Origin of the sequence: Klebsiella sp. HN106 (assembly GCF_051209435.1) — a bacterium.
GTDB lineage: Bacteria > Pseudomonadota > Gammaproteobacteria > Enterobacterales > Enterobacteriaceae > Klebsiella > Klebsiella oxytoca.
The window spans coordinates 223,587-245,727 of record NZ_JBLURD010000003.1; the positions used below are offsets into that span (position 1 = coordinate 223,587).

The following is a 22,141-nucleotide window of genomic DNA, read 5'->3' on the forward strand; positions in this document are numbered from 1 at the left end:
GGCAGACCCCGTTATTTTTATTCAGGGAATGAATTATGCTGAAGTCATTATTAAGATTAGCTGCAATTTCTTTTATTTCTGTCAGCTTTGTAGCCCAGAGCGGAGTCGTGGTTGATTCAACCCGCCATCTTTATAAAGAAGGTTCGCGAGAAATCAGTACGAACATTGAAAACAAAGATGACACGCCTTATTTAATTAAATCCTGGGTAGAAGCGTCTGAAGGAATGAAAGACAGCTTTTTTATGGTGACTCCCCCGCTTTTCCGCCTGGAGGGCAAGCAAACCAACACGGTACGTATTTTCCCTAACGCGTATATCTCTAAAGCGCCTCAGGATCGTGAAACCGTCTACTTCTTTAACGTGATGTCTATTCCGCCAACCAGCGACAGTGAAGCTGATAAAAACAAACTGCAGCTGGCGGTGCGCCATAGAATGCGTCTTATCTATCGCCCTCGCGCCATTCAGGATATGAATATTAATACCGAAGCTAAAAATCTGCAGTGGCATAAATCCGGTAATAAGATAACGCTAAAGAATCCGACACCTTTTTTCATTTATTTTAAGTCGATAAAAATAAACGGCAGAGATATTAGCAGCTCAGTCAATAACATTGATGCTTTTTCCAGCAAAGAATTTACTTTGCCTGCCGGTATAAATGGTTCAGAAATCGAGTGGAAGGTCGCCACTGATAACGGAGGCTCGGGTTCTGCCCACACATCATCGATTTAAATTCTTTTTTGATTGGCCAGGGTGAAAAGTATGTCTATTTCAATAAAAAAAAGGGGAGGCGCGCTATCCGGAACCTCCCACACATTTTTCGTTCTTGTTCCTGCGCTAGCTCTCGGTTTATGCGCCAATGCTTTAGCTCGTGATTTTTTTGATCCCGCATTTATAAAATCAGTCGGTCAGAGCGACCCCTCTTCAATACCGGACTTATCCCTCTACGCCACTCGTGATGCCCAGGCTCCTGGGGAGTATCGCATTGACGTTATTTTAAATAACAGTCTGCAAGAAACGGCTGATATCCGGTTTGTGGAAAAAAAAGATCCAACAACAGATACGTTGAAATTAATTCCCTGTTTAAGCATTGCTAAATTAACCAGCTATGGTTTGCGTGCAGACGCTTTTCCTGGCTTAAAAGAAGATGCGAATGGCTGCGCAGATACTCATGTCATTCCTGATTTTACCACCGATTTTAACTTCAATACTCAACAGCTGCTGGTATCCATACCGCAGGCGGCGCTGTCCACTATCGCGCAGGGCTTCGTTTCCCCCGATGAGTTTGACGACGGTATTAATGCCTTACTGACCAACTATCAGTTTAGTTCAGGCAAAGACTATGAAGCCAATAATGAGTATTACAATCTTAACTTACAATCCGGCCTGAACCTCGGGCCATGGCGCCTGCGCAATCTGAGTACATGGAACAAGTCAGCGGGGGCAAAGAGCGACTGGGATTCCGTATATCTCTATGCGCAGCGGAGCATTGTCCCGTTAAAAAGTACTTTAGTTATGGGCGAAAGCAGTTCGCTGTCAAGCATCTTTGACAGCGTGCCGTTCACCGGGATTCAGCTGGCAACCGACACGGACATGATTCCTGAAAGCCTGCGCGGATTCGCGCCCATCGTTCGCGGTATTGCCCGAACCAATGCGCGTATCGTCATTAAGCAGAATGGCTACCAAATTTACCAGGCTTTTGTCGCTCCGGGCGCTTTCGAAATTACCGACCTCTACTCAACCGGCGGCAACGGTGACCTTTACGTCACCGTCGAGGAGTCCGATGGCTCCCGACAAAACTTCGTGGTGCCCTACGCTTCTCTGCCATTAATGCTCCGGGAAGGCCAGATGGAGTATGAGATTACCAGCGGGAAATATCGTCCCTACGATGGCAACGTTGACGAGAAACCCTTTACGCAAGCAACGATCAGCTACGGCGTATTAAGCAATACCACTCTCTATACGGGCGTACAGGCGGCGGCCAATTACCAGGCGCTCGCTTTTGGCGCCGGGCAAAACCTCGGCGATATTGGCGCAGTTTCCGCCGATGTAACGGCAGCATGGTCTAAAAAGAAAGATGAAGAGAAAACGTCCGGCCAGTCCTGGCGCATTCGCTACGGTAAAAATATCCTTGAAACAGGCACTAATATTACCGTAGCCGGCTACCGCTATTCGACCTCCGGGTACAATACGCTAACGGATGTGATGAATACCTATAACAACAGCTACGGCGGATATACGCCACACTCGCTGCGTAACAGAACCAATATTACCGTGAGCCAAAGCCTGGGTTCAGGGCTGGGTAACCTTTCTGTATCCGGTATTTTTGAGGATTATTGGGATAGCAATCGCCGCAATAACTCGCTGAATATTGGCTATAACGGCGGGTTCCGCCGCTTTAACTATTACGCTGGCTATAGCTATAGCCGCTATAGCTGGGGAAATAATGGTTCCAGCCGTCACGTTGAGGATGACCATGTTGTTTCATTTAATATCTCCATTCCTTTAAGCGATTGGTTACCTAATGCCTATGCGACCTATAACGTGACCAACAGCAGTCCGGGTTCAACCGATCAGTATGTTTCTCTGAGTGGCGTCGCGCTGGAAAACCATAACCTGGACTGGAACGTCCAGCAGGGCTACAGCAATCGTGAAGATGCCAGCGGCGGCGTCTACGGCAACTATCGTGGTTCCATGGGTTCGGCTAACGCCGGCTACAGCTATGCCAAAAATAGTCAGTTAATTAACTACGGCCTGAGCGGCGGCGTGCTGGTTCATGCTGACGGAATAACATTAGGTCAGGAAATGTCTGAAACCGCCGTATTGGTTAAGGCGCCCGGCCTGAAACACGTCCGTCTGGAAAACGACGCGACGATCGAAACGGACTACCGCGGCTACGCGATTATTCCTTACGTTACGCCATACCATCGAACCAGCGTGACCTTAGATAGCACGACTTTGGGAGATAATATGGAATTGCCAAATACGACGCAGAAAGTGGTGCCAACCCGTGCAGCCGTGGTACGGGCAAACTTCGCGGGCAATATTGGCCGCCGCGCGTTCCTTATTCTCAAGAGAGCGTCGGGTGAAAACGTTCCTTATGGCGCCACAGTAACGTTGACTACGGATAAAAACGCCCAGGCCAGCATCGTTTCTGATGGTGGTATGGTCTATTTGTCCGGCCTGAAAGATAACGGTGAAGTCTATGCACAGTGGGGATCAAAGAGCGGGCAGCAGTGTAAAGCGCCTTATAGCCTGGCTGCGGTAAACGAAGGTATTGCTCAGGCCACTGCGGTTTGCCAGTAACAGGGATGAATACAGACTATGAAAAAAATACTCCTTTTTATTAGTTTACTTTTACTTAATCAGACAGTAATGGCTGACTGTAATTACAACGGAACTGATGCTGCATTCAATGTTACATTCAGCCCAGCTAAAATTTTATCCGATTCAAGCCTGGCGCCCGGTAGCGTACTGGCAGTAAGAACGGTAGGCGGAGCGATTGCCAATGCAAAAACTTTTTATAACTGCAAGGCAAATGATGTTTACGCCATTATCGCCACGCCCAGCGTCAATCTGGCGGCAGGCGTGACCGGAGTGCTCGGTGGTCCGGTGTATGAAACAGGAATACCGGGTATTGGTTTTGAAATTTCGGAAGCAATTGCCGGCGCCATCGGCCGCCCCGTTCCGGCTACGTTAGGTACTGTTTCTGCCTATGGCCTTAGCGATCCCGGCGTGAAACAACTAACCGTCTGGCTGATAAAAACCAGGGACAATATTGATACGAGCTTCTCAGGGAAAAAAGAGATTTCGGTGTCCTATCGTGCAGGAAGCGTCAATCAGGTCAATGCTAATTCATCAATTGCCCGGCTTGCCCAAGCCAACATCAAACTCGGCCCTTTCTCCTACCGGCAAACTACTTGCAATATAAACCCTCGGGGTGGTAGCTCTGTCAATCTTTCCAATATAGAAGCATCGCAGCTTAAAGCTATCACTCAGGGCGGAGTAACTGGCAAGCAAAAAGACTTTACGCTCGATATTACCTGCCCTGACTCATCCGTTGGAACCAAATATACCTACTGGTTTAACCCTATAACCGAGAACTCAGCATCAAAAGATGGCGTACTGCTAAACTCCATCCCTGATACTATCGGAGGAGCCAAAGATGTTGGTTTCATAATTAAACAGGGTTCCAGCCCTATCACCTTTTTTGATTATAAAAACTACTCTATTGCCAGTATGAAAAAGAGCCAGTCTCTTACCTTCACTGCGGACTATTACAAGCTATCTAACACCATAACACCAGGTAGCGTTCGAGCTATATTTGAAATTATTCTACAGGAAGAATGACTCGTCAATAATTGCCTTTGGCACCATCAGTTAACTTGATGGTGCCTCTTCCCCTCTCCGCCTTCAACAGAAACGCCCCCAACTGTCGATAGCAATGTGGACTCATACTTACTTGCAAAAAAAATAATTAGATGAAACACTAAAATTCAATATGAATTGATTTTAGTTGAGATTGGCAAATCCTTTTTAACGATTAGAATCCTCATCGAAATTTTTCTTTGTGAGCGTTTTTGTTGTATCTGCGCCAGCAATATAATTTCGCAACACATAAACCGGAACAATCAATAATAGATATAATCAACTTTAGATTATATAAGATATCCATAACTAAGGAAAGTATATGAAACAATTAACTGTATTTGAAATGGAAGAAATTTCTGGCGGCTATTCCTGGGATTTTTCCTCGCTCGGCAACGCACTTAGTTCTATGGCAGGTAATGCAGTTGAATTAGTTGCCTCAGTTGCAGTTGCAGCCTCTGCAGGTGGTATGGCTGGTTCTGTTATTGGTGGTCGTTGGGGTGGCGCTGGTGGCGGCATCTTAGGTTTTGGTGCCATCGGTCAGGGTGTCGGAATGATTTGGGGCTTAGTAGTCGGAGCTATCGGTTGTGGCATTGCGGGTGCGTTTGTAGGATGGGATGTTGTATCTACAGAAGCTATCGCTTTAGCCGAAGGTGTCATAAACGGTACAACCAAGCTTTGGAGCTAAATATAAATCATTAATTAACTGAGCCCAATTACGGGCTCAGTTTTCTTCAATTAAAAATCTGGAATAATATGTTAAAAAATATCTATCGCAAGGAAGCGATTGAGTACAAAAAAATCCACTGGAAAGGAAAGGCATTATTATTAGCAGGCATTCCAGCGTGGCTAGTCACTCTTCTGGCATTTATTTTTCTTATTGCCATTGTGCTTTCACTCATATTTTGCACCTTTACCCAGCGTATTGATGTACGCGGAGAGGTCATTACGCTCCCCCACTCCGTTAACGTCTTTGCCCCACAGCAGGGTTTTGTTGTGAATCTGCATGTAAAGGTGGGAGACATTGTCAAAAAAGGCCAACCGCTTTATGAACTTGACGTTTCACGTAATACGATCGGTGGCAACGTTAGCGCGGCTCAGATTGAAGTTATCAATGAAAAGATTGCTAACGCCGAAGATATTATAAGCAAACTGACGCGTAATAAGGCTGAAACGCTCGCTGCTCTTGAAAAACAGATTAAAACCACCAGCGCCTCGTTAACGGAAACCAACCGTATGCTGGCTAATACTCAGGTAGGCTTAAACAAAATGCATACCAACCTAGCCAGCTATGATAAATACTTAAAGGATGGTCTGATAACTAAAGATCAGTATAACTATCAGCACTCGCTATATTTTCAACAGCAAAGCGCCTATCAATCCCTGGTGACCCAAAAGATGCAGCTGGAATCTCAGCTCACGCAAACCAGCAGCGATAAAATTACCAAAGCAGCAGACTTTGATAATCAGATTTCCAGCCAGCATAACCAAATCAATGATTATAAAAATCAGCTGGTAGAATCGAACGCTAACGGTAATCTGATTATTAAAGCAACGACCAACGGTAAGATCGAATCGCTGGCCGTGACTAAAGGGCAGATGGTAGAGAACGGCAGCAGCCTGGCGCAGATCAAACCTACCGGTGATATTGAGTATTATCTGATCCTCTGGTTACCCAATAATACCATCCCCTACGTGAAACCCGGGGACACCATTAATATTCGCTATGATGCTTTCCCTGCCGATAAATTTGGCCAATTTCCAGGTAAGGTTGTTTCTATTTCCTCGGTACCGGCGTCACGTCAGGAGATGGCAGAATATACCAATGTCAGCAACGGCACTAATCAGCAGGAATTAGCGCTCTATAAAGCAATTATAAAAATCAAGGACAAGACCTTTAGCTACAATGGAAAAACGCTCACGCTCTCTAACGGTCTGAAGGCTCAGGCGGTAGTTTTCCTTGAAGAACGCCCGCTTTACATGTGGATGTTTACTCCTTTCTATAAGATGACGCAAAGCGTGAGTGGCCCGATCGATGAATAAAGAACTGTTTAAAACCATTACCGATAAGCTTAATTTCTCATTCCGCCATAAAACGCCGGTTATTTTACAGTCGGAAGCCGCCGAATGCGGTATCGCCTGTCTGGCAATGGTTTGCGGCTTTTACGGACTTAATATCGACCTGTTCAACTTCCGCCATCGTTACGGTAGCCCTTCTCAGGGCGTTACGCTCATGTCGCTGAGCAAAACGGCGGAACATGCCGGTCTGAAAAGCCGGGCCCTCTCTCTGGATCTGGATGAAATCAAGCAGCTGAAGCTACCCTGTATTATCCACTGGGGAATGAATCATTACGTCGTGCTCACTAAGGTACGTAAAAACAGCTTTATTGTTCACGATCCGGCGCTGGGTAAGCGGGTTATTGGTATCCAGGAAATGTCCAATAACTTTACCGGCGTTGCGCTGGAACTATGGCCGGACCAAAACTTTCAGCAAGAACAGGCAAAATCACGCCTGCGTCTATTAGACCTGATGCGCAATATTGTGGGACTTAAATCGGTCCTGCTAAAAATCTTTGCCTTTTCGGTAGTGGTTGAAGCTATCGGCCTGCTATTACCTATCGGTACGCAGCTGGTGACTGACCATGTCATCATGGCGCACGACCAGAGCCTACTTTCGGTTATCTGTATCGGCCTGGTCTTCTTCACGCTTTTCCGCACCTTTATTAGTATGTTGCGAGCGTGGACCTCATTAACGCTAAATACGCTGACGAACATCCAATGGAAAACCACACTGTTCGATCATCTGACGAGCCTGCCGTTATCCTTTTTTGAAAAACGTCATTTAGGGGATATTCAGTCTCGTTTTTCGTCGCTGGATACTATCCGTTCCACCTTCACCAATAGCATTGTTACCGGCATTATCGACTCAATCATGACGATTGGCCTGCTGGTCATGTTAACGCTGTACGGCGGCTGGCTGGTTTGGGTCGTGGTTGGATTCACCTTATGCTATGCCATCATGCGCTTTGCCACCTACAGCTTCTACCGTCGCGTTGCCGAAGAGCAGGTTATCAAGGGCGCACGCTCCAGCTCGCACTTTATGGAGTCCCTATACGGTATTTCCACCATTAAAGCGCTGAACTTAAAAGAGCGTCGTTCGCAGCACTGGTTAAATATCAACATTGACGCCTGCAATGCCGGTATCAAACAGACTCGCTTTGATATGATGTTTGGCGGTATTAATACTTTTATTACCTCCATCGATCAGGTCGCCGTACTCTGGCTGGGCGCGATCATGGTCATTGATAACAATATGACTCTCGGTATGTTTATGGCTTTTAACGCCTATCGTGGGCAATTCTCCCAGCGCGCATCAAGCTTGATCGACCTGGTTATGCAGCTGCGCATGCTGTCGTTACATAATGAGCGTCTTTCAGAAATTGTATTTAGCGAGCCGGAAAAAGAGCTGCCTGCACGCCGGGTTTTTGCAGAAAATACTGGCGTGAAATTAGAAGTGAAGAATCTCAGCTATCAGTACGATCCGTTCTCACAACCTATTTTTTCTAATTTAAATATTACCGTTGAGCCCGGCGAATCCATCGCGCTGGTTGGCCCTTCCGGCGTTGGTAAGACCACGCTGCTGAAAGTCATGTGCGGTCTGTTAGCGCCCACCAGCGGTGACGTGATAGCGGATAACCTTGATATTCAAAAAATTGGCATCAATAACTTTCGTCTCGGAACGGCCTGCGTCCTTCAGGAGGACCGCCTTTTCTCAGGCTCGCTTATCGATAATATCAGCGGCTTTGAAGATAATGCCGATATGGACTTTATCGTTGAGTGCGCACGCAGATGTAATATCCATGATGAAATCATGAAAATGCCGATGGGGTACGAAACGATTGTCGGCGAGCTTGGCTTAGGTATCTCAGGTGGACAAAAACAGAGAATTTTAATCGCTCGCGCGCTCTATCGAAAACCCAGCATTCTGTTTATGGATGAAGCCACCAGCCATCTCGACCTGAAAAATGAATCGGTCATTAACCAGTCTATCTCTGGTTTAAGCATTACCCGAATCATTGTTGCCCATCGGCCATCCACCATTGCCTCAGCCGATCGCATCATTGATATGTCACAGCTCCATATGCAGGCACCAGCGTAACCACCAGGAAAAGGAGATCCGTATGCAAGGAACATTTATTGGTTTTAATACCGCATCTATTAAATATGATGACAAATTTTTGGCTTTAATGCTCAAAGTCAAACTGAGTAATCAACTCTGTCAGTCTTATTATCTTCAGGCGCCGATTCTTGCGGATCTCCTGTTAGTTCTGCAGCACAGAATGGCCATCGTCCTGCAGCGCTTAAATGCTGAAGGTGAAAGTTATAAGAATGAACTGGTGGCCTTTAATGAACGCCTTATAGAAAATACACCGGCGATCGATATACCTGAAGTACAGCACCCTAATCCGGAAAGACGTATTATGTCGATAACGTTAAAACCCGGCGACACCTGGTCAACGCTCATTCTGGTGCTGCAAAATGAGCAAATTGCTACGCTGCGTATTGATGATATGCAAGTTGAAGCGCTGCTGGTGGGCATTCAGCAGTCTCTTAAACACACGGGAGATAGCGATCTGATTAATTATTTAACTTCCTCGCTGGAAGGCCTGATGCTTTATGCGGTGGATTTAACGAATACCAGCAACGTTGATTATCAGCAGTATCTTCAGGATGAATGGAAGCTCAATCTGTTTTCCCATTATCTCGGCGTGTTGTACTGTTGTGACACGGAGGAAGGGCGAAAAATCATCTCCGGCGCAGTGATTAAAACCAATGCCGCTCATCCATCAGAACAGGAAAATATCGTTGTAATGCGCTTAATTGAGAGAAGCCCAAAGCTGAAAGAAGTGCATACCCAGCGCCAGCCCAGCCAGATTTTTAGCCAAATCATCCCTTCTCAGCCAGGAAGAATGATGACGCTGGAGGAGTGTCTGCGTCCTTTGCATGCGTTCTACCAGCAAACTCAGGCGCAACTCAGCAAGCAATAAAAAGAGATCAAGAGGGTGCCTCAATTTAGGCAAGAGAGGCACCGGTTAAATCAGTTCGGGCACTTATAAACCTGGCCGTTCATTTGGCTATCGGTCGGCACAAAGCTGGACAGCAGATTCTGCGTCGGGCTGCTGACGCCGTAAATGACGTTGCCACCCATCTCTGCGGCCTTGTTACGCAGGGCGTTTGCCGCGCCGCGCATGGAGCCGCCTTCGTCACCATTCTGTCCGGACAGCCAGTTGCTCTGCGTGCCGCTTGCGGTACCTAACAGCTGGCATTCAGAGCCTGGTTTATCTTCAACAAAGCGTACGTTCTGGCCACCAGAGGTCAATTCGTTGCTGGAGCTGCAACCTGCTAACAACAATGCTGCGCCGACAATCCCTGCTAAATATTTTACCTGCATGTTATTCCCCACGATCAATGAGCTGGACGCACTGGCCCGGATGTACAACCTTATACTAAAAAGACGACAAAAAGAAAAACCCCCGAGCATTTCTGCCCGAGGGTTTCTTTATATCTAAGGGGTATAGCGCACGATTACATCATGCCGCCCATACCGCCCATGCCACCCATGCCGCCAGCAGCACCTAAGTCAGGCGCGTCGCTTTTCGGCAGGTCGGTGACCATGCACTCGGTGGTGATCATCAGACCAGCAACGGATGCTGCGTACTGCAGAGCAGAACGAGTCACTTTAGTTGGGTCCAGAATACCGAAGTCGATCATGTTGCCATACTCTTCGGTTGCAGCGTTGTAACCGTAGTTACCTTCACCACCTTTCACAGTGTTCGCCACAACAGACGGTTCTTCACCGGCGTTGGAAACGATCTGACGCAGCGGAGCTTCCATTGCGCGCAGCGCAACTTTGATACCGACGTTCTGATCTTCGTTCTGAGCGGTCAGGCCAGCCAGTTTAGCGGCAACGCGAACCAGCGCTACGCCACCACCGGCAACCACGCCTTCTTCAACCGCAGCACGGGTCGCGTGCAGGGCATCGTCAACGCGTGCTTTCTTCTCTTTCATTTCAACTTCGGTAGCCGCGCCCACTTTGATTACTGCAACGCCGCCTGCCAGTTTAGCCACGCGCTCCTGCAGTTTTTCACGGTCGTAGTCAGAAGTTGCTTCTTCAATCTGCTTACGGATCTGAGCAACGCGGCCCTGGATCGCAGCTTCTTCGCCCACGCCATCGATGATAGTGGTGGTGTCTTTGTTGATAACAACGCGTTTCGCCTGACCCAGATCTTCCAGAGTCGCTTTTTCCAGCTCCATACCGATCTCTTCAGAGATAACGGTACCGCCGGTCAGAGTTGCGATGTCCTGCAGCATAGCTTTACGACGGTCGCCGAAGCCCGGTGCTTTAACCGCAGCGACTTTAACGATGCCGCGCATGGTGTTCACTACCAGGGTCGCCAGCGCTTCGCCTTCTACGTCTTCAGCGATGATAACCAGCGGTTTGCCCGCTTTTGCTACGGCTTCCAGAACCGGCAGCATTTCGCGGATGTTGGAGATTTTTTTGTCAGCCAGCAGGATGAACGGGCTTTCCAGTTCAACAGCGCCGGTTTCCGGCTTGTTGATGAAGTACGGAGACAGGTAGCCGCGGTCAAACTGCATACCTTCAACCACGTCCAGTTCGTCTTCCAGACCAGTACCGTCTTCAACGGTGATCACGCCTTCTTTACCGACTTTGTCCATCGCTTCAGCGATCAGTTTACCTACGGTTTCGTCGGAGTTAGCGGAGATGGTACCAACCTGAGCAATGGCTTTAGAGTCAGAGCACGGTACGGACAGCGCTTTCAGTTCTTCAACAGCGGCTACGACAGCTTTGTCGATACCACGTTTCAGATCCATCGGGTTCATACCCGCAGCAACGGCTTTCAAGCCTTCAGCGATGATAGCCTGAGCCAGTACGGTTGCGGTGGTGGTACCGTCGCCTGCAGCGTCGTTCGCTTTAGAGGCAACTTCTTTCACCATCTGCGCGCCCATGTTCTCGAACTTGTCTTCCAGCTCGATTTCACGCGCTACGGAAACGCCGTCTTTAGTGATAGTCGGCGCACCGAAGGATTTGTCCAGAACCACGTTACGGCCTTTCGGGCCCAGGGTTACTTTAACTGCGTCTGCCAGTACGTTTACGCCGCGCAGCATTTTCACACGAGCGTCGTTACCGAATTTTACGTCTTTAGCTGCCATTTTATCTTTCCCTTAAATTCGTATGTTCAGTGTCGTTCGCGGATTAAGCTTCAACAATTGCCAGAATGTCGCTTTCGGACATGATCAACACTTCTTCATTGTCGATCTTCTCGGATTTCACGCCGTAGCCATCGTTGAAAATTACGATGTCACCAACTTTAACGTCCAGAGGCTGCACGGTTCCGTTTTCCAGGATGCGGCCCTTACCGACAGCGATGATTTCGCCACGAGTTGATTTTGCTGCCGCAGAACCGGTCAGAACGATGCCGCCAGCAGATTTCGTTTCAACTTCTTTACGTTTGACGATCACACGATCATGTAACGGACGAATACTCATTGATAGCTCTCCTTTGAGAAAGTCATTATCAGTTATGGATGACGCCGGTCCGCACACGGTTTTCCGGCTAGTGCCCTGAGAGATGGGGGTGGGGTTTTACCGCTTCAAGGGGAAAAGTAAAAAAAAATTTGTCCTCGTGCTCAGACGCACACAAATTTGCCGCCGTTGCCTGACGTCATAAGCAAAAGCGATTGTGATACCATCCCTTTTTTGCCGGGCGCAGGGTTGAAACATGAGTGGTTTAAAACAGGAGTTGGGGCTTGCCCAAGGAGTGGGGTTACTCTCCACATCATTACTGGGAACCGGCGTCTTCGCCGTTCCGGCGCTGGCCGCATTGGTCGCTGGCGACAACAGCCTGTGGGCCTGGCCGGCGCTGATTTTACTGGTGTTTCCCATCGCTATCGTCTTCGCCACGCTGGGTCGGCACTTTCCCAGCGCCGGCGGCGTGGCCCATTTTGTGGATATGGCTTTTGGACCGCGTCTGGCGCGCGTCACCGGCTGGCTCTTTTTATCAGTGATCCCGGTCGGATTACCCGCGGCCCTGCATATCGCCACCGGCTTCGGTCAGGCGCTTTTTGGCTGGCACGATAGCCAGCTGCTGCTGGCTGAACTGGGAACGCTGGCGATTATCTGGTGGGTCGGCTCTCGCGGAGCCAGCTCCAGCGCCAATCTACAAACGCTGGTTGCCGTGCTCATTGTCGCCCTGATCGTCGCTATCTGGTGGCGCGGCGGGATCAACCCCACGCAGATCCCCTTCCCGGCGCCCGCTGAAATCGATAGTTCGCAGCTTTTCTCCGCACTTTCGGTGATGTTCTGGTGTTTTGTCGGTCTGGAGGCTTTCGCTCATCTGGCCTCTGAATTTAAGCAACCGGAGCGCGATTTTCCCCGCGCGCTGATGATCGGCTTATTACTGGCGGGTTCGGTCTACTGGGCCTGTACCGTGCTGGTCCTGCACTTTCATGCCTTTGGTGAGGAGATGGCCGCCGCCGCGTCGCTGCCCAATATCGTCGTACGCCTGTTCGGCATTCAGGCGCTGTGGATTGCCTGCGTTATCGGCTATCTCGCCTGCTTCGCCAGCCTCAATATCTATATCCAGAGCTTTGCCCGCCTGGTGTGGTCGCAGGCGCAGCATAAGCCTGAGAGCTATCTGGCCCGCCTGTCGCCGCGACAAATTCCGCGCAATGCGCTGAACGCGGTACTCGGCTGCTGCGTGATTAGCGCCTTGTGCATTTACGCGCTCAATATCAACCTGGACGCCCTGATCGTCTACGCCAACGGCATTTTTATTATGATCTATCTGCTGTGTATGCTGGCGGGCTGCCGGTTGCTGCATGGGCGTTATCGCGTGTTAGCGGCGTTTGGCAGCGTGCTGTGCCTGCTGCTGCTGGCGATGGTGGGCTGGAAGAGCCTGTACGCGTTTATCATGCTGGCGGTACTGTGGCTGTTTTTACCAAAGCGCAGGCTCGCGGAGAGAGTCACCAGGCCGGAGTGACCGGCCCGGACAATGCTAAATGTTAATCACGACGATCGTCTTTATGTTCGAGGCGGTCGCGCTCGTCATCTTTGCGCTGATATTCACCTTCAAAGGTATCGCCGCCACCGGTTCCGGCGCTAAACCCGCCGCCCGGCATCCGACTAAAGCGCAGATGCGGCATCAGTTTTAAGGTCAGATGTTTCTGTACCGGAGGCAGCAGCAGCAGCAGCCCCAGGAAATCGGTAAAGAACCCCGGCAGAAGCAACAGCAAACCGGCGATGATCAGCGACACGCTTTTGATCATTTCAGCGGCCGGGCTCTCTCCCGCCGCCATCTTCTGCTGCATCAGCATGAGGTTTTTAAAGCCCTGGTTTTTTACCAGCGATATCCCCACGACCGAGCTAAAGATCACCAGAATCAGCGTCAGCAGGACGCCAAGCACGTGGGCGACCTGGATAAAGATCGATATCTCAATGTAAACGTATAAAAAAACGGCAATTAACGGAATCCAACGCACCGGCGTCTCCTTCATTAACAGGCGCCAGCGTCGGCGCCCGTAGTCATAGATATGCTATTCGCATCGAAAAGATGTTGGGCCAAAACGTCGCTTTTCAATCGTAAAAAAAGCTTATTTTTTTCAAGAATAGAAAACCGGTGACTCATTTCACAGATTAATAATTCTTATAGGATTCACTACATAATAAGTGATCAGGGTGACTGATATTCGCTATTATCAGCATATGATCGTGGGCACCGGGCCGATTAAGGAAATAATCTGCGGCCAGAAAATGCGCGAGATCCCATAAATTCTGCGTATTTGGTGAATTCATAGGCAGCTTGAAAGAGAAGGTTCACATGTTAAACAACATTCGTATCGAAGAAGATCTGTTGGGCACCAGGGAAGTTCCAGCTGACGCTTACTACGGCGTCCATACTCTGAGAGCGATTGAAAACTTCTACATCAGCAACAACAAAATCAGCGACATTCCTGAATTTGTCCGCGGAATGGTGATGGTGAAGAAGGCCGCTGCGCAGGCTAACAAAGAGCTGCAAACTATCCCTAAAAGCATCGCCAACGCCATTATTGCCGCCTGCGATGAGGTGTTGAATAACGGCAAATGCATGGACCAGTTCCCGGTTGATGTGTTCCAGGGCGGGGCAGGCACCTCCGTTAACATGAACACCAACGAAGTCCTGGCGAACATCGGCCTTGAGCTGATGGGCCATCAGAAAGGCGAATATCAGTATCTCAACCCCAACGACCACGTTAACAAATGTCAGTCCACTAACGATGCTTACCCGACCGGTTTCCGCATCGCGGTCTACGCCTCCATTCTCAAACTGATCGATGCAATCAACCAGCTTGGCGAAGGTTTCCAGCAAAAGGCCGTTGAGTTCCAGGACATTCTGAAAATGGGTCGTACCCAGCTGCAGGACGCGGTGCCGATGACCCTGGGGCAGGAGTTCCACGCGTTTAACGTTCTGCTTAACGAAGAGACCAAATGCATTCTGCGCACCGCTGAGCTGCTGCTGGAGGTAAACCTCGGCGCGACCGCTATCGGCACCCGCCTGAACACTCCGGATGGTTATCAGCAGCTGGCAGTTCAAAAACTGGCGGAAGTCAGCAACCTGCCGGTTGTGCCAGCCGAAGACCTGATCGAAGCCACCTCCGACTGCGGCGCCTACGTGATGGTCCACAGTTCCCTGAAGCGGCTGGCGGTAAAACTGTCCAAAATCTGTAACGACCTGCGCCTGCTCTCTTCCGGCCCGCGCGCCGGCCTGAACGAAATTAACCTGCCCGAACTGCAGGCGGGCTCTTCGATTATGCCAGCCAAGGTAAACCCGGTGGTCCCCGAGGTCGTCAATCAGGTGTGCTTCAAAGTGATTGGTAACGATACAACCGTCACCATGGCTTCCGAAGCGGGGCAGTTGCAGCTGAACGTGATGGAGCCGGTGATTGGCCAGGCGATGTTTGAATCTATCCATATTCTGACTAACGCCTGCTACAACCTGCTGGAAAAATGCGTGAGCGGCATCACCGCCAACAAAGCGGTATGCGAAAGCTACGTCTACAACTCCATTGGCATCGTCACCTACCTCAACCCGTATATCGGCCACCACAATGGCGATATCGTCGGCAAGATTTGCGCCGAGACGGGCAAGAGCGTCAGAGACGTGGTGCTTGAGCGCGGACTGCTGACCGCGGCGGAGCTGGACGATATCTTCTCCGCGCAAAACCTGATGCATCCGGCCTATAAAGCGAAGCGGTATACTGATGAAAGCGAACAGTAAAGTTTCAGGTTAAACTAATCACGGGCATGTCAGCGATGACATGCCTTTTTTGTTCTTATTGATCTACTAAATTACAACAATCCAATATCAACTTGTTAATAAAACAAGGAAGGCATATATGTTTGGTGCAGAACTCGTTATTGTCCTGCTGGCTATTTATCTGGGAGCCAGACTCGGGGGTATCGGCATCGGTTTCGCCGGTGGCCTGGGCGTCCTCGTCCTGACCCTCTTTTTTCAAATTAAACCCGGCGCGATCCCCTTCGACGTCATCGAAATCATTATGGCGGTTATCGCCGCTATTGCCGCCATGCAGGTCGCCGGAGGGATGGACTACCTGGTCAGTCTCGCCGAACGTATGCTGCGACGTCACCCCAAATACATCACCTTTCTCGCCCCGCTGGTCACCTGGTTTATGACCATACTGGCCGGAACCGGACACACTGCTTTCTCTACGCTTCCGGTGATCACCGAAGTAGCGAAAGAGCAGGGTATTCGCCCCTCGCGCCCTCTTTCCATCGCCGTGGTCGCCTCACAGATTGCGATCACCGCCTCGCCGATTTCCGCTGCGGTGGTCTTTTTTGCCGGCATCCTTGAACCGCTGGGCGTCAGCTACCTGACTCTGCTGGCAATCTGTATTCCGGTTACCCTGATTGCCGTGATGCTCACCGCCATCGTCTGTAACTTCCTCGGCTGTGAGCTAAAAGACGATCCGATTTATCAGGAGCGGCTGGCGAAAGGGGAAGTCAAGCTGCGCGGCAGCCAGGTTTTCGAGCTTAAGCCGCACGCCAGACGCTCTGTGCTGCTGTTCCTGATTGGTATCGTCGCGGTAATGTTTTACGCCACCGCCATCAGCGACACCGTCGGCCTGATTAAAGATCCGGTTCTGCCGCGCAACGAAGCGATCGTGGTATTTATGCTGACTATCGCGACATTGATCAGCATCACCTGCAAAATCGACACCGGTGAAGTACTCAACGCCAGCACGTTTAAATCCGGCATGAGCGCCTGCGTTTGCGTTCTCGGCGTCGCATGGCTGGGGGATACTTTCGTTAAAGCCCACATCAGCGATATCCAGACGGTAGCAGGCGACCTGCTGCACAACTATCCGTGGCTGCTGGCGGTCGTGCTATTCTTCGCCGCAACCCTGCTCTATTCCCAGGCAGCCACCACCAAGGCGCTGATGCCCGCCGCGCTGATGCTGGGCGTAAGCCCTCTCACCGCCATCGCCTCATTTGCCGCCGTCTCTGCGCTGTTCGTTCTGCCAACCTACCCAACCCTGCTGGCGGCGGTCGAAATGGATGACACCGGCTCCACCCGCATCGGTAAATACGTCTTCAACCACGCCTTCCTGATCCCCGGCGTCATCGCCATTACGCTATGCGTGATCCTCGGGTTTATTTTTGGCGGCATCATGCTGTAAATCTCTTCAAATTCGGGCCAGATCCTGGCCCGTTTCGTTAATCCTCCCTATCTTGCGTGCTATAGTGCCTCTTTTCGCTGATACGAGGTTCACGATGACTACGCCTGATGCTGTTGTTGTACTCTGTACCGCGCCGGATGAAGCGACCGCCCAGGACCTGGCGGCCAAAGCATTGGCGGAAAAACTCGCCGCCTGCGCCACGCTCCTGCCGGGAGCGACGTCGCTCTATTACTGGGAAGGAAAACTGGAGCAGGAGTATGAAGTGCAAATGCTGCTGAAAACCGACCTTGCCCATCAGCAGGCGCTGCTGGACTGTCTGAAGTCCCATCACCCGTATCAAACCCCTGAACTTTTGGTTCTGCCCGTTATTCACGGAGACAATGATTACCTCTCATGGCTCAACGCATCATTACGCTGATCCTGCTGCTTTGCAGCACATCGGCCATTGCCGGCCTGTTCGACGCCCCCGGTCGTTCGAACTTTGTTCCTGCTGACCAGGCTTTTGCCTTCGATTTTCAGCAGAATCAACACGATCTCAATCTGACCTGGCAAATCAAGGAGGGTTACTATCTTTACCGCAAACAGATCAAGCTGACCTCCGCCGATGCGACGTTTATCGAACCCTCGCTGCCGTCAGGCGAATGGCATGAGGACGAGTTTTACGGTAAAAGTGAAATTTACCGCCAGCGCCTGACCGTCCCGGTCACTCTGACGCACGCCGCCGCTGGCGCAACCCTTACCGTCACCTGGCAGGGCTGCGCGGATGCGGGTTTTTGCTATCCGCCAGAAACCAAAATCGTGCCGCTTGGCAAAGCGCTGGCGCGCTCCAGTAACGATGCGCACGCCGGGCAACCCAGGCTGAACCCGCCGCTGCCGCTGGAAACGCGCCCGGCGCTGCCGGTCGAGTCGCCCGACCTTCCTTCTCCCGTCGCGGACAACCACAGCGCCGATCTCCCCTTTAGCGCGCTTTGGGCGCTATTAATTGGTATCGGCATCGCCTTTACCCCCTGCGTTCTGCCGATGTATCCGCTGATTTCCGGCATCGTGCTGGGCGGTCAAAAACGCCTCTCCACCGCCCGCGCGCTGCTGCTGGCCTTTATCTACGTTCAGGGAATGGCGTTAACCTACACCGCGCTGGGTCTGGTCGTCGCCGCTGCGGGCCTGCAGTTCCAGGCAGCGCTGCAGCACCCTTATGTGCTGATCGGCCTGTCGGTCGTGTTTATCCTGCTGGCGCTGTCGATGTTTGGTCTGTTTACGCTCCAGCTGCCTTCGTCGCTGCAAACGCGTCTGACGCTGATGAGCAATAAACGCCAGGGCGGTTCACCCGGCGGCGTATTCGCCATGGGGGCGATTGCCGGATTAATCTGCTCGCCCTGTACCACCGCGCCGCTGAGCGCCATTCTGCTGTATATCGCCCAGAGCGGTAATCTGTGGCTGGGCGGTGGAACCCTGTACCTCTACGCGCTCGGAATGGGGCTGCCGCTGATCCTGGTGACCGTATTTGGCAACCGCCTGCTGCCGAAAAGCGGCCCGTGGATGGCTCACGTGAAAACCGCTTTTGGCTTCGTGATCCTCGCGCTGCCGGTATTTTTACTTGAACGCATCCTGGGAGACCTGTGGGGCCTGCGGCTTTGGTCGCTGCTTGGCGTCGCCTTTTTTAGCTGGGCGTTTATCACCTCGCTGGGCGGCACGCGCCCCTGGCTGCGTCTCGTACAAATCGCCATGCTCGGCGCCGCGCTGGTCAGCGCCCGTCCGCTGCAGGACTGGGCTTTCGATGCACCGGTCGTGCAACGGCAGTCCCATCTCCAGTTTACCCGTATCCATAGCGTCGATGAGCTCAATCAGGCGCTGGCGCAGGCGAAAGGCAAACCGGTGATGCTTGATCTTTACGCCGACTGGTGCGTGGCCTGCAAAGAGTTCGAGAAATACACCTTTACCTCACCTGAGGTTCAACAGGCCCTGAAAGATACCGTTCTGCTACAAGTGGATGTCACGAAAAATAGCGCACAAGACGCGGCGCTGCTGAAGCACCTCAGGGTGCTTGGCCTCCCCACGATTCTGTTCTTCAACGAACAGGGCGAGGAGCAGCCCGCGCAGCGTGTCACCGGGTTTATGGATGCCGCGGCATTCAGCGCCCATTTGCGCGATCGATAACCGTGAGCGACACTTTAGGAGGGAAAATGGAGGAGAAGACCGTGCAACGTGAAGAAGTCCTGGGTGAAGCCATCCAAATCCTCGAAATCGAGGGTATCGCTAACACCACGCTGGAAATGGTCGCCGAGCGCGTGGCTTACCCGCTCAATGACCTCAAACGTTTCTGGCCCGATCGCGAGGCGCTGCTGTATGACGCGCTTCGCCATCTTAGCCATCAGGTCGATGCCTGGCGCCGTCAGCTTTTACTCGACGAGTCGCTAAGCGCAGAGCAGAAACTGCTGGCCCGCTACGCCGCGCTGACCACCTGCGTTAGCAACCATCGTTATCCCGGCTGCCTGTTTATCGCCGCCTGTACTTTTTACCCGGACGCTCAGCACCCGATCCATCAGTTGGCCGAGCAGCAGAAGCAGGCTTCTCTGGCCTATACTCACGAACTGCTTAGCCAGCTGGAGGTTGACGATCCGGCGATGGTCGCGAAGCAGATGGAGCTGATCATCGAAGGTTGCCTGAGCCGCCTGCTGATCAAACGTAGCCAGACTGACGTCGATACCGCACGTCGCCTGGCAGAAGATATTTTGCGTTTTGCCCAGTGCCGGATGGGCGGTGCGCTGACCTGATTCCGATATCTTAACCGATTCATCGCGCATATAATTCCCCACTCATCGATATGCTGACAGGGTTTGATATGCGCTCTCTTCTTTGGGCTGCCATTATGGGGCTGTGTTCGACACCGCTTCTGGCAGCCTCTCCGCAAGGTTTCTCTTTCGCGCATAAAGACTGGGAGCTCGCCTGCGACAACACCGGCACCTGCCGGGCCGCAGGCTATGGCGTCACCATGGGCGAAGTCAGCGTTCTGCTGACCCGCAATGCGGGCGCGGCGCAGCACGTCGTCGCCGTTGCGACCTTCGCGCAAACCGAACGCGATATTCCGCCCGACGCCACGGTCACTCTGTTCATCGACGATCGCGACAACGGCGCCCTCGAAGCCGTCGACGAGAGCCATTTTCGCTTTGATGATAGCCAGACGTCGGCCCTGATTCAGGCCCTGGAGCATAACGGCAAAATTGAGCTGGCGATTAACGGCGAGCGCAAGGTGCTGTCCAGCGCAGGCAGCAGCGCCGCATTTCTGAAAATGGATGAGTTCCAGCAGCGCCTGGGCACCGCCGATGCGCTGATGCGTCAAGGAGATGCCGGCGATGACAACGTTTTGCCGGCGGCGCCCGCGCCGGAAATCATCGCCGCGCCGGTCATTAACAATGCCGCTGCCGCGACGCTGACGGCAAAACAGCGGCAGAAGCTTCTTCCGCAGCTAACCCCCGTGCTTAACAGCCATTGCGACGACTGGCAAAACGCCGACATCCCGGCCTCCGAGCGTCAGCTCACCGCCACCCCGCTGGATAAAAACCACACCTTGATTCAGGCCCTTTGCTGGCGCGCGGCCTACAACGACGGCTACGCCATATGGGTGGTCGACAAAGCATTTATGACTCAGCCTCAGCTGATCGCTACCGACGCCTCCAGCTATGGCGATGGCGTGCTTACCTTTTTCAACAAGGGCCGCGGTATTGCCGACTGCATCAGCGGAGAAGAGCGCGTGTGGGACGGCCGGACCTTTGTTCAGAGCCTGAAATACACCACCGGCGACTGCCGGGAAATCGCCCCCGGCGGCGCATGGATGCTGCCCACTTTCGTCAGTCAGGTTATCCCCAGGCAGCAAAAAGAAGCCGATAATAATGCGCTGAAAGCGCTGTATAACGCCGTGTTAAAAGAGCAGAAGGTCAACCCTGAACTGGATCTGAATAAGATCGCCGAACAGTTTCCCCTCGGCGGCAAGGTCAGCCATTTTACGCTGACCTACGCGGACGACTCTCTGGTCTCGACGAGCAAACCTTCCGCCGATATCAGCGATGATGAGTGGCAGGCGTTTCTCCAGTCTGATATCAGCGCCGACTCCGAAAACGGCAAAGTCAGCTTCACCCTGGTGGATCTCGACGGTGACGGCAGACGCGATTTAATTATCGATAGCTACGTCGGCGGCACTGGACTCTTTAGCTATACCGGAGTCTTAAAACGCAACGACGACGCTTTCGAAACGGTCAACAGCGACGATAGCGGCAACGGCGATGATTTTGACGCAGGGGTTCCCGGCGCGCTTTTTTCCCTTAACGGCCGCGGCGCCAACCAGTGGAGCCAGTGGGTACGCATTAATGGCCAGGTTTATGCCCTCTGGTACAACGGTCAGTTTGGCGAAGATAATCTCTATTTATTGCGCCCGTTTGCCCCCTCGGGCAGTAGCGCGCCTGCGGTGACGATCCGCTATCGCTACACTCTCAATGACATCCGCTCGCCGGAAAAAGGCCAGCCGCTGACGCCCGCGTTAAGCGACGGGGAAAAAACGGATCTGCTGAAGTCGCTGGAGGTGATGCAGAGCAGCCTGCTTAAGGATAAGCCGCAGAGCGACGGCGAAGCGCCAATCTGCCCTATTCCCCCGGGCACGTCGGCCGACGATGCGGAAAGTTACTATAGCGGCGTGGCGTCTAACTATATTTATGAAACCGTCGCCTATATTCCGGTCTGGCTGAATGATAAATGTTTTATCGGCACCATCTTTAGCCACCACGGCGCATATCGTCACGGCGTCGACGCGGAAATTACCATCAGCTCGCCGCGCGATGACGAAGACGTCGTCGGCGACTACGCGATCTCCGGACTTCGCCGCGCGATCTCAGTGACCAGCGGCTGGAAGAACCGCGAAGGCGATAACGGCATGATGTAATTTCCCGCAGAATAGCGCGCTCAGACGCAGAATTGCCGCAAAGTTAAGCAACCGGTAGATAAATCGAGAAATTTGATTGACGGAGCGTACG

The 22,141-nt window shown here is 51.9% G+C and carries 18 protein-coding genes; 14 read left to right on the forward strand and 4 right to left on the reverse strand.

The window, feature by feature from the left end; genetic code table 11:
- The first annotated feature begins 35 nt into the window (after positions 1–35).
- From ACSIPU_RS12045 to yjeJ, 7 genes are all read left to right on the forward strand, one after another.
- Positions 36–728: a fimbrial biogenesis chaperone gene (locus ACSIPU_RS12045; protein WP_004109214.1), complete on the forward strand. Its 693-nt coding sequence runs from the start codon at positions 36–38 to the stop codon at positions 726–728.
- Positions 729–758: 30 nt separating this feature from the next.
- On the forward strand, positions 759–3,302 hold the full coding sequence (locus ACSIPU_RS12050; protein WP_023320196.1) for a fimbria/pilus outer membrane usher protein: 2,544 nt from the start codon (positions 759–761) through the stop codon (positions 3,300–3,302).
- Between the two features lie 18 nt (positions 3,303–3,320).
- Positions 3,321–4,346 (forward strand): fimbrial protein, encoded by a 1,026-nt coding sequence (locus ACSIPU_RS12055; RefSeq protein WP_023320195.1) that lies wholly within the window; start codon positions 3,321–3,323, stop codon positions 4,344–4,346.
- 340 nt (positions 4,347–4,686) lie between these two features.
- The gene (locus tag ACSIPU_RS12060) at positions 4,687–5,052 is read left to right on the forward strand and encodes a hypothetical protein (RefSeq protein ID WP_023320194.1); all 366 of its coding nucleotides are present in this window, start codon (positions 4,687–4,689) and stop codon (positions 5,050–5,052) included.
- Between the two features lie 68 nt (positions 5,053–5,120).
- Positions 5,121–6,407: an HlyD family secretion protein gene (locus ACSIPU_RS12065; protein ID WP_004109226.1), complete on the forward strand. Its 1,287-nt coding sequence runs from the start codon at positions 5,121–5,123 to the stop codon at positions 6,405–6,407.
- Positions 6,400–8,523 carry a peptidase domain-containing ABC transporter gene (locus tag ACSIPU_RS12070; protein ID WP_016809376.1) on the forward strand — a complete coding sequence of 708 codons (2,124 nt, stop codon included), beginning with the start codon at positions 6,400–6,402 and terminating at the stop codon, positions 8,521–8,523. Before ACSIPU_RS12065 ends, ACSIPU_RS12070 begins: the two co-directional genes overlap by 8 nt.
- A gap of 22 nt (positions 8,524–8,545) precedes the next feature.
- The gene (gene yjeJ, locus ACSIPU_RS12075) at positions 8,546–9,412 is read left to right on the forward strand and encodes a YjeJ family protein (protein ID WP_004109233.1); all 867 of its coding nucleotides are present in this window, start codon (positions 8,546–8,548) and stop codon (positions 9,410–9,412) included.
- A 50-nt stretch (positions 9,413–9,462) separates the two neighbouring features.
- Here the strand turns inward: yjeJ and ACSIPU_RS12080 are convergent, their stop codons facing one another.
- From ACSIPU_RS12080 to ACSIPU_RS12090, 3 genes are all read right to left on the reverse strand, one after another.
- On the reverse strand, positions 9,463–9,816 hold the full coding sequence (locus ACSIPU_RS12080; RefSeq protein ID WP_004109236.1) for a DUF4156 domain-containing protein: 354 nt from the start codon (positions 9,814–9,816) through the stop codon (positions 9,463–9,465).
- Positions 9,817–9,950: 134 nt separating this feature from the next.
- The gene (groL, locus tag ACSIPU_RS12085; RefSeq protein ID WP_004109240.1) at positions 9,951–11,597 is read right to left on the reverse strand and encodes a chaperonin GroEL; all 1,647 of its coding nucleotides are present in this window, start codon (positions 11,595–11,597) and stop codon (positions 9,951–9,953) included.
- 43 nt (positions 11,598–11,640) lie between these two features.
- Positions 11,641–11,934, reverse strand: a complete 294-nt coding sequence (locus ACSIPU_RS12090) for a co-chaperone GroES (protein ID WP_003855929.1) — start codon at positions 11,932–11,934, stop codon at positions 11,641–11,643.
- A 232-nt stretch (positions 11,935–12,166) separates the two neighbouring features.
- Between ACSIPU_RS12090 and yjeH the strand changes: the two genes are divergently transcribed.
- On the forward strand, positions 12,167–13,426 hold the full coding sequence (yjeH, locus tag ACSIPU_RS12095; RefSeq protein WP_016809377.1) for an L-methionine/branched-chain amino acid transporter: 1,260 nt from the start codon (positions 12,167–12,169) through the stop codon (positions 13,424–13,426).
- Between the two features lie 22 nt (positions 13,427–13,448).
- Here yjeH and ACSIPU_RS12100 read toward each other — a convergent pair whose 3' ends face one another.
- Complete coding sequence (locus tag ACSIPU_RS12100; protein WP_004109245.1) at positions 13,449–13,925, reverse strand: FxsA family protein; 477 nt, start codon at positions 13,923–13,925, stop codon at positions 13,449–13,451.
- Positions 13,926–14,263: 338 nt separating this feature from the next.
- On the opposite strand from ACSIPU_RS12100, the gene aspA reads away from it, so the two are divergent.
- From aspA to ACSIPU_RS12130, 6 genes are all read left to right on the forward strand, one after another.
- Positions 14,264–15,700 carry an aspartate ammonia-lyase gene (gene aspA, locus ACSIPU_RS12105; RefSeq protein ID WP_004109248.1) on the forward strand — a complete coding sequence of 479 codons (1,437 nt, stop codon included), beginning with the start codon at positions 14,264–14,266 and terminating at the stop codon, positions 15,698–15,700.
- Positions 15,701–15,818: 118 nt separating this feature from the next.
- The gene (locus ACSIPU_RS12110; protein WP_004109251.1) at positions 15,819–17,120 is read left to right on the forward strand and encodes an anaerobic C4-dicarboxylate transporter; all 1,302 of its coding nucleotides are present in this window, start codon (positions 15,819–15,821) and stop codon (positions 17,118–17,120) included.
- Between the two features lie 94 nt (positions 17,121–17,214).
- Positions 17,215–17,538 carry a divalent cation tolerance protein CutA gene (gene cutA, locus ACSIPU_RS12115; RefSeq protein WP_004109254.1) on the forward strand — a complete coding sequence of 108 codons (324 nt, stop codon included), beginning with the start codon at positions 17,215–17,217 and terminating at the stop codon, positions 17,536–17,538.
- Complete coding sequence (locus tag ACSIPU_RS12120) at positions 17,514–19,274, forward strand: protein-disulfide reductase DsbD (RefSeq protein ID WP_004109256.1); 1,761 nt, start codon at positions 17,514–17,516, stop codon at positions 19,272–19,274. Before cutA ends, ACSIPU_RS12120 begins: the two co-directional genes overlap by 25 nt.
- Positions 19,275–19,315: 41 nt before the next feature.
- On the forward strand, positions 19,316–19,891 hold the full coding sequence (locus ACSIPU_RS12125) for a transcriptional regulator (protein ID WP_048257700.1): 576 nt from the start codon (positions 19,316–19,318) through the stop codon (positions 19,889–19,891).
- A gap of 68 nt (positions 19,892–19,959) precedes the next feature.
- The gene (locus ACSIPU_RS12130) at positions 19,960–22,050 is read left to right on the forward strand and encodes a DUF1176 domain-containing protein (RefSeq protein WP_004109261.1); all 2,091 of its coding nucleotides are present in this window, start codon (positions 19,960–19,962) and stop codon (positions 22,048–22,050) included.
- Positions 22,051–22,141 lie beyond the last annotated feature (91 nt).

Bases quoted from the DNA above. Each gene is read 5' to 3' on its own strand.
- ACSIPU_RS12045 (WP_004109214.1), top strand. From the start codon at position 36: ATGCTGAAGTCATTATTAAGATTAGCTGCAATTTCTTTTATTTCTGTC.
- ACSIPU_RS12050 (WP_023320196.1), top strand. From the start codon at position 759: ATGTCTATTTCAATAAAAAAAAGGGGAGGCGCGCTATCCGGAACCTCC.
- ACSIPU_RS12055 (WP_023320195.1), top strand. From the start codon at position 3,321: ATGAAAAAAATACTCCTTTTTATTAGTTTACTTTTACTTAATCAGACA.
- ACSIPU_RS12060 (WP_023320194.1), top strand. From the start codon at position 4,687: ATGAAACAATTAACTGTATTTGAAATGGAAGAAATTTCTGGCGGCTAT.
- ACSIPU_RS12065 (WP_004109226.1), top strand. From the start codon at position 5,121: ATGTTAAAAAATATCTATCGCAAGGAAGCGATTGAGTACAAAAAAATC.
- ACSIPU_RS12070 (WP_016809376.1), top strand. From the start codon at position 6,400: ATGAATAAAGAACTGTTTAAAACCATTACCGATAAGCTTAATTTCTCA.
- yjeJ (WP_004109233.1), top strand. From the start codon at position 8,546: ATGCAAGGAACATTTATTGGTTTTAATACCGCATCTATTAAATATGAT.
- ACSIPU_RS12080 (WP_004109236.1), bottom strand. From the start codon at position 9,816: ATGCAGGTAAAATATTTAGCAGGGATTGTCGGCGCAGCATTGTTGTTA.
- groL (WP_004109240.1), bottom strand. From the start codon at position 11,597: ATGGCAGCTAAAGACGTAAAATTCGGTAACGACGCTCGTGTGAAAATG.
- ACSIPU_RS12090 (WP_003855929.1), bottom strand. From the start codon at position 11,934: ATGAGTATTCGTCCGTTACATGATCGTGTGATCGTCAAACGTAAAGAA.
- yjeH (WP_016809377.1), top strand. From the start codon at position 12,167: ATGAGTGGTTTAAAACAGGAGTTGGGGCTTGCCCAAGGAGTGGGGTTA.
- aspA (WP_004109248.1), top strand. From the start codon at position 14,264: ATGTTAAACAACATTCGTATCGAAGAAGATCTGTTGGGCACCAGGGAA.
- ACSIPU_RS12110 (WP_004109251.1), top strand. From the start codon at position 15,819: ATGTTTGGTGCAGAACTCGTTATTGTCCTGCTGGCTATTTATCTGGGA.
- cutA (WP_004109254.1), top strand. From the start codon at position 17,215: ATGACTACGCCTGATGCTGTTGTTGTACTCTGTACCGCGCCGGATGAA.
- ACSIPU_RS12120 (WP_004109256.1), top strand. From the start codon at position 17,514: ATGGCTCAACGCATCATTACGCTGATCCTGCTGCTTTGCAGCACATCG.
- ACSIPU_RS12130 (WP_004109261.1), top strand. From the start codon at position 19,960: ATGCGCTCTCTTCTTTGGGCTGCCATTATGGGGCTGTGTTCGACACCG.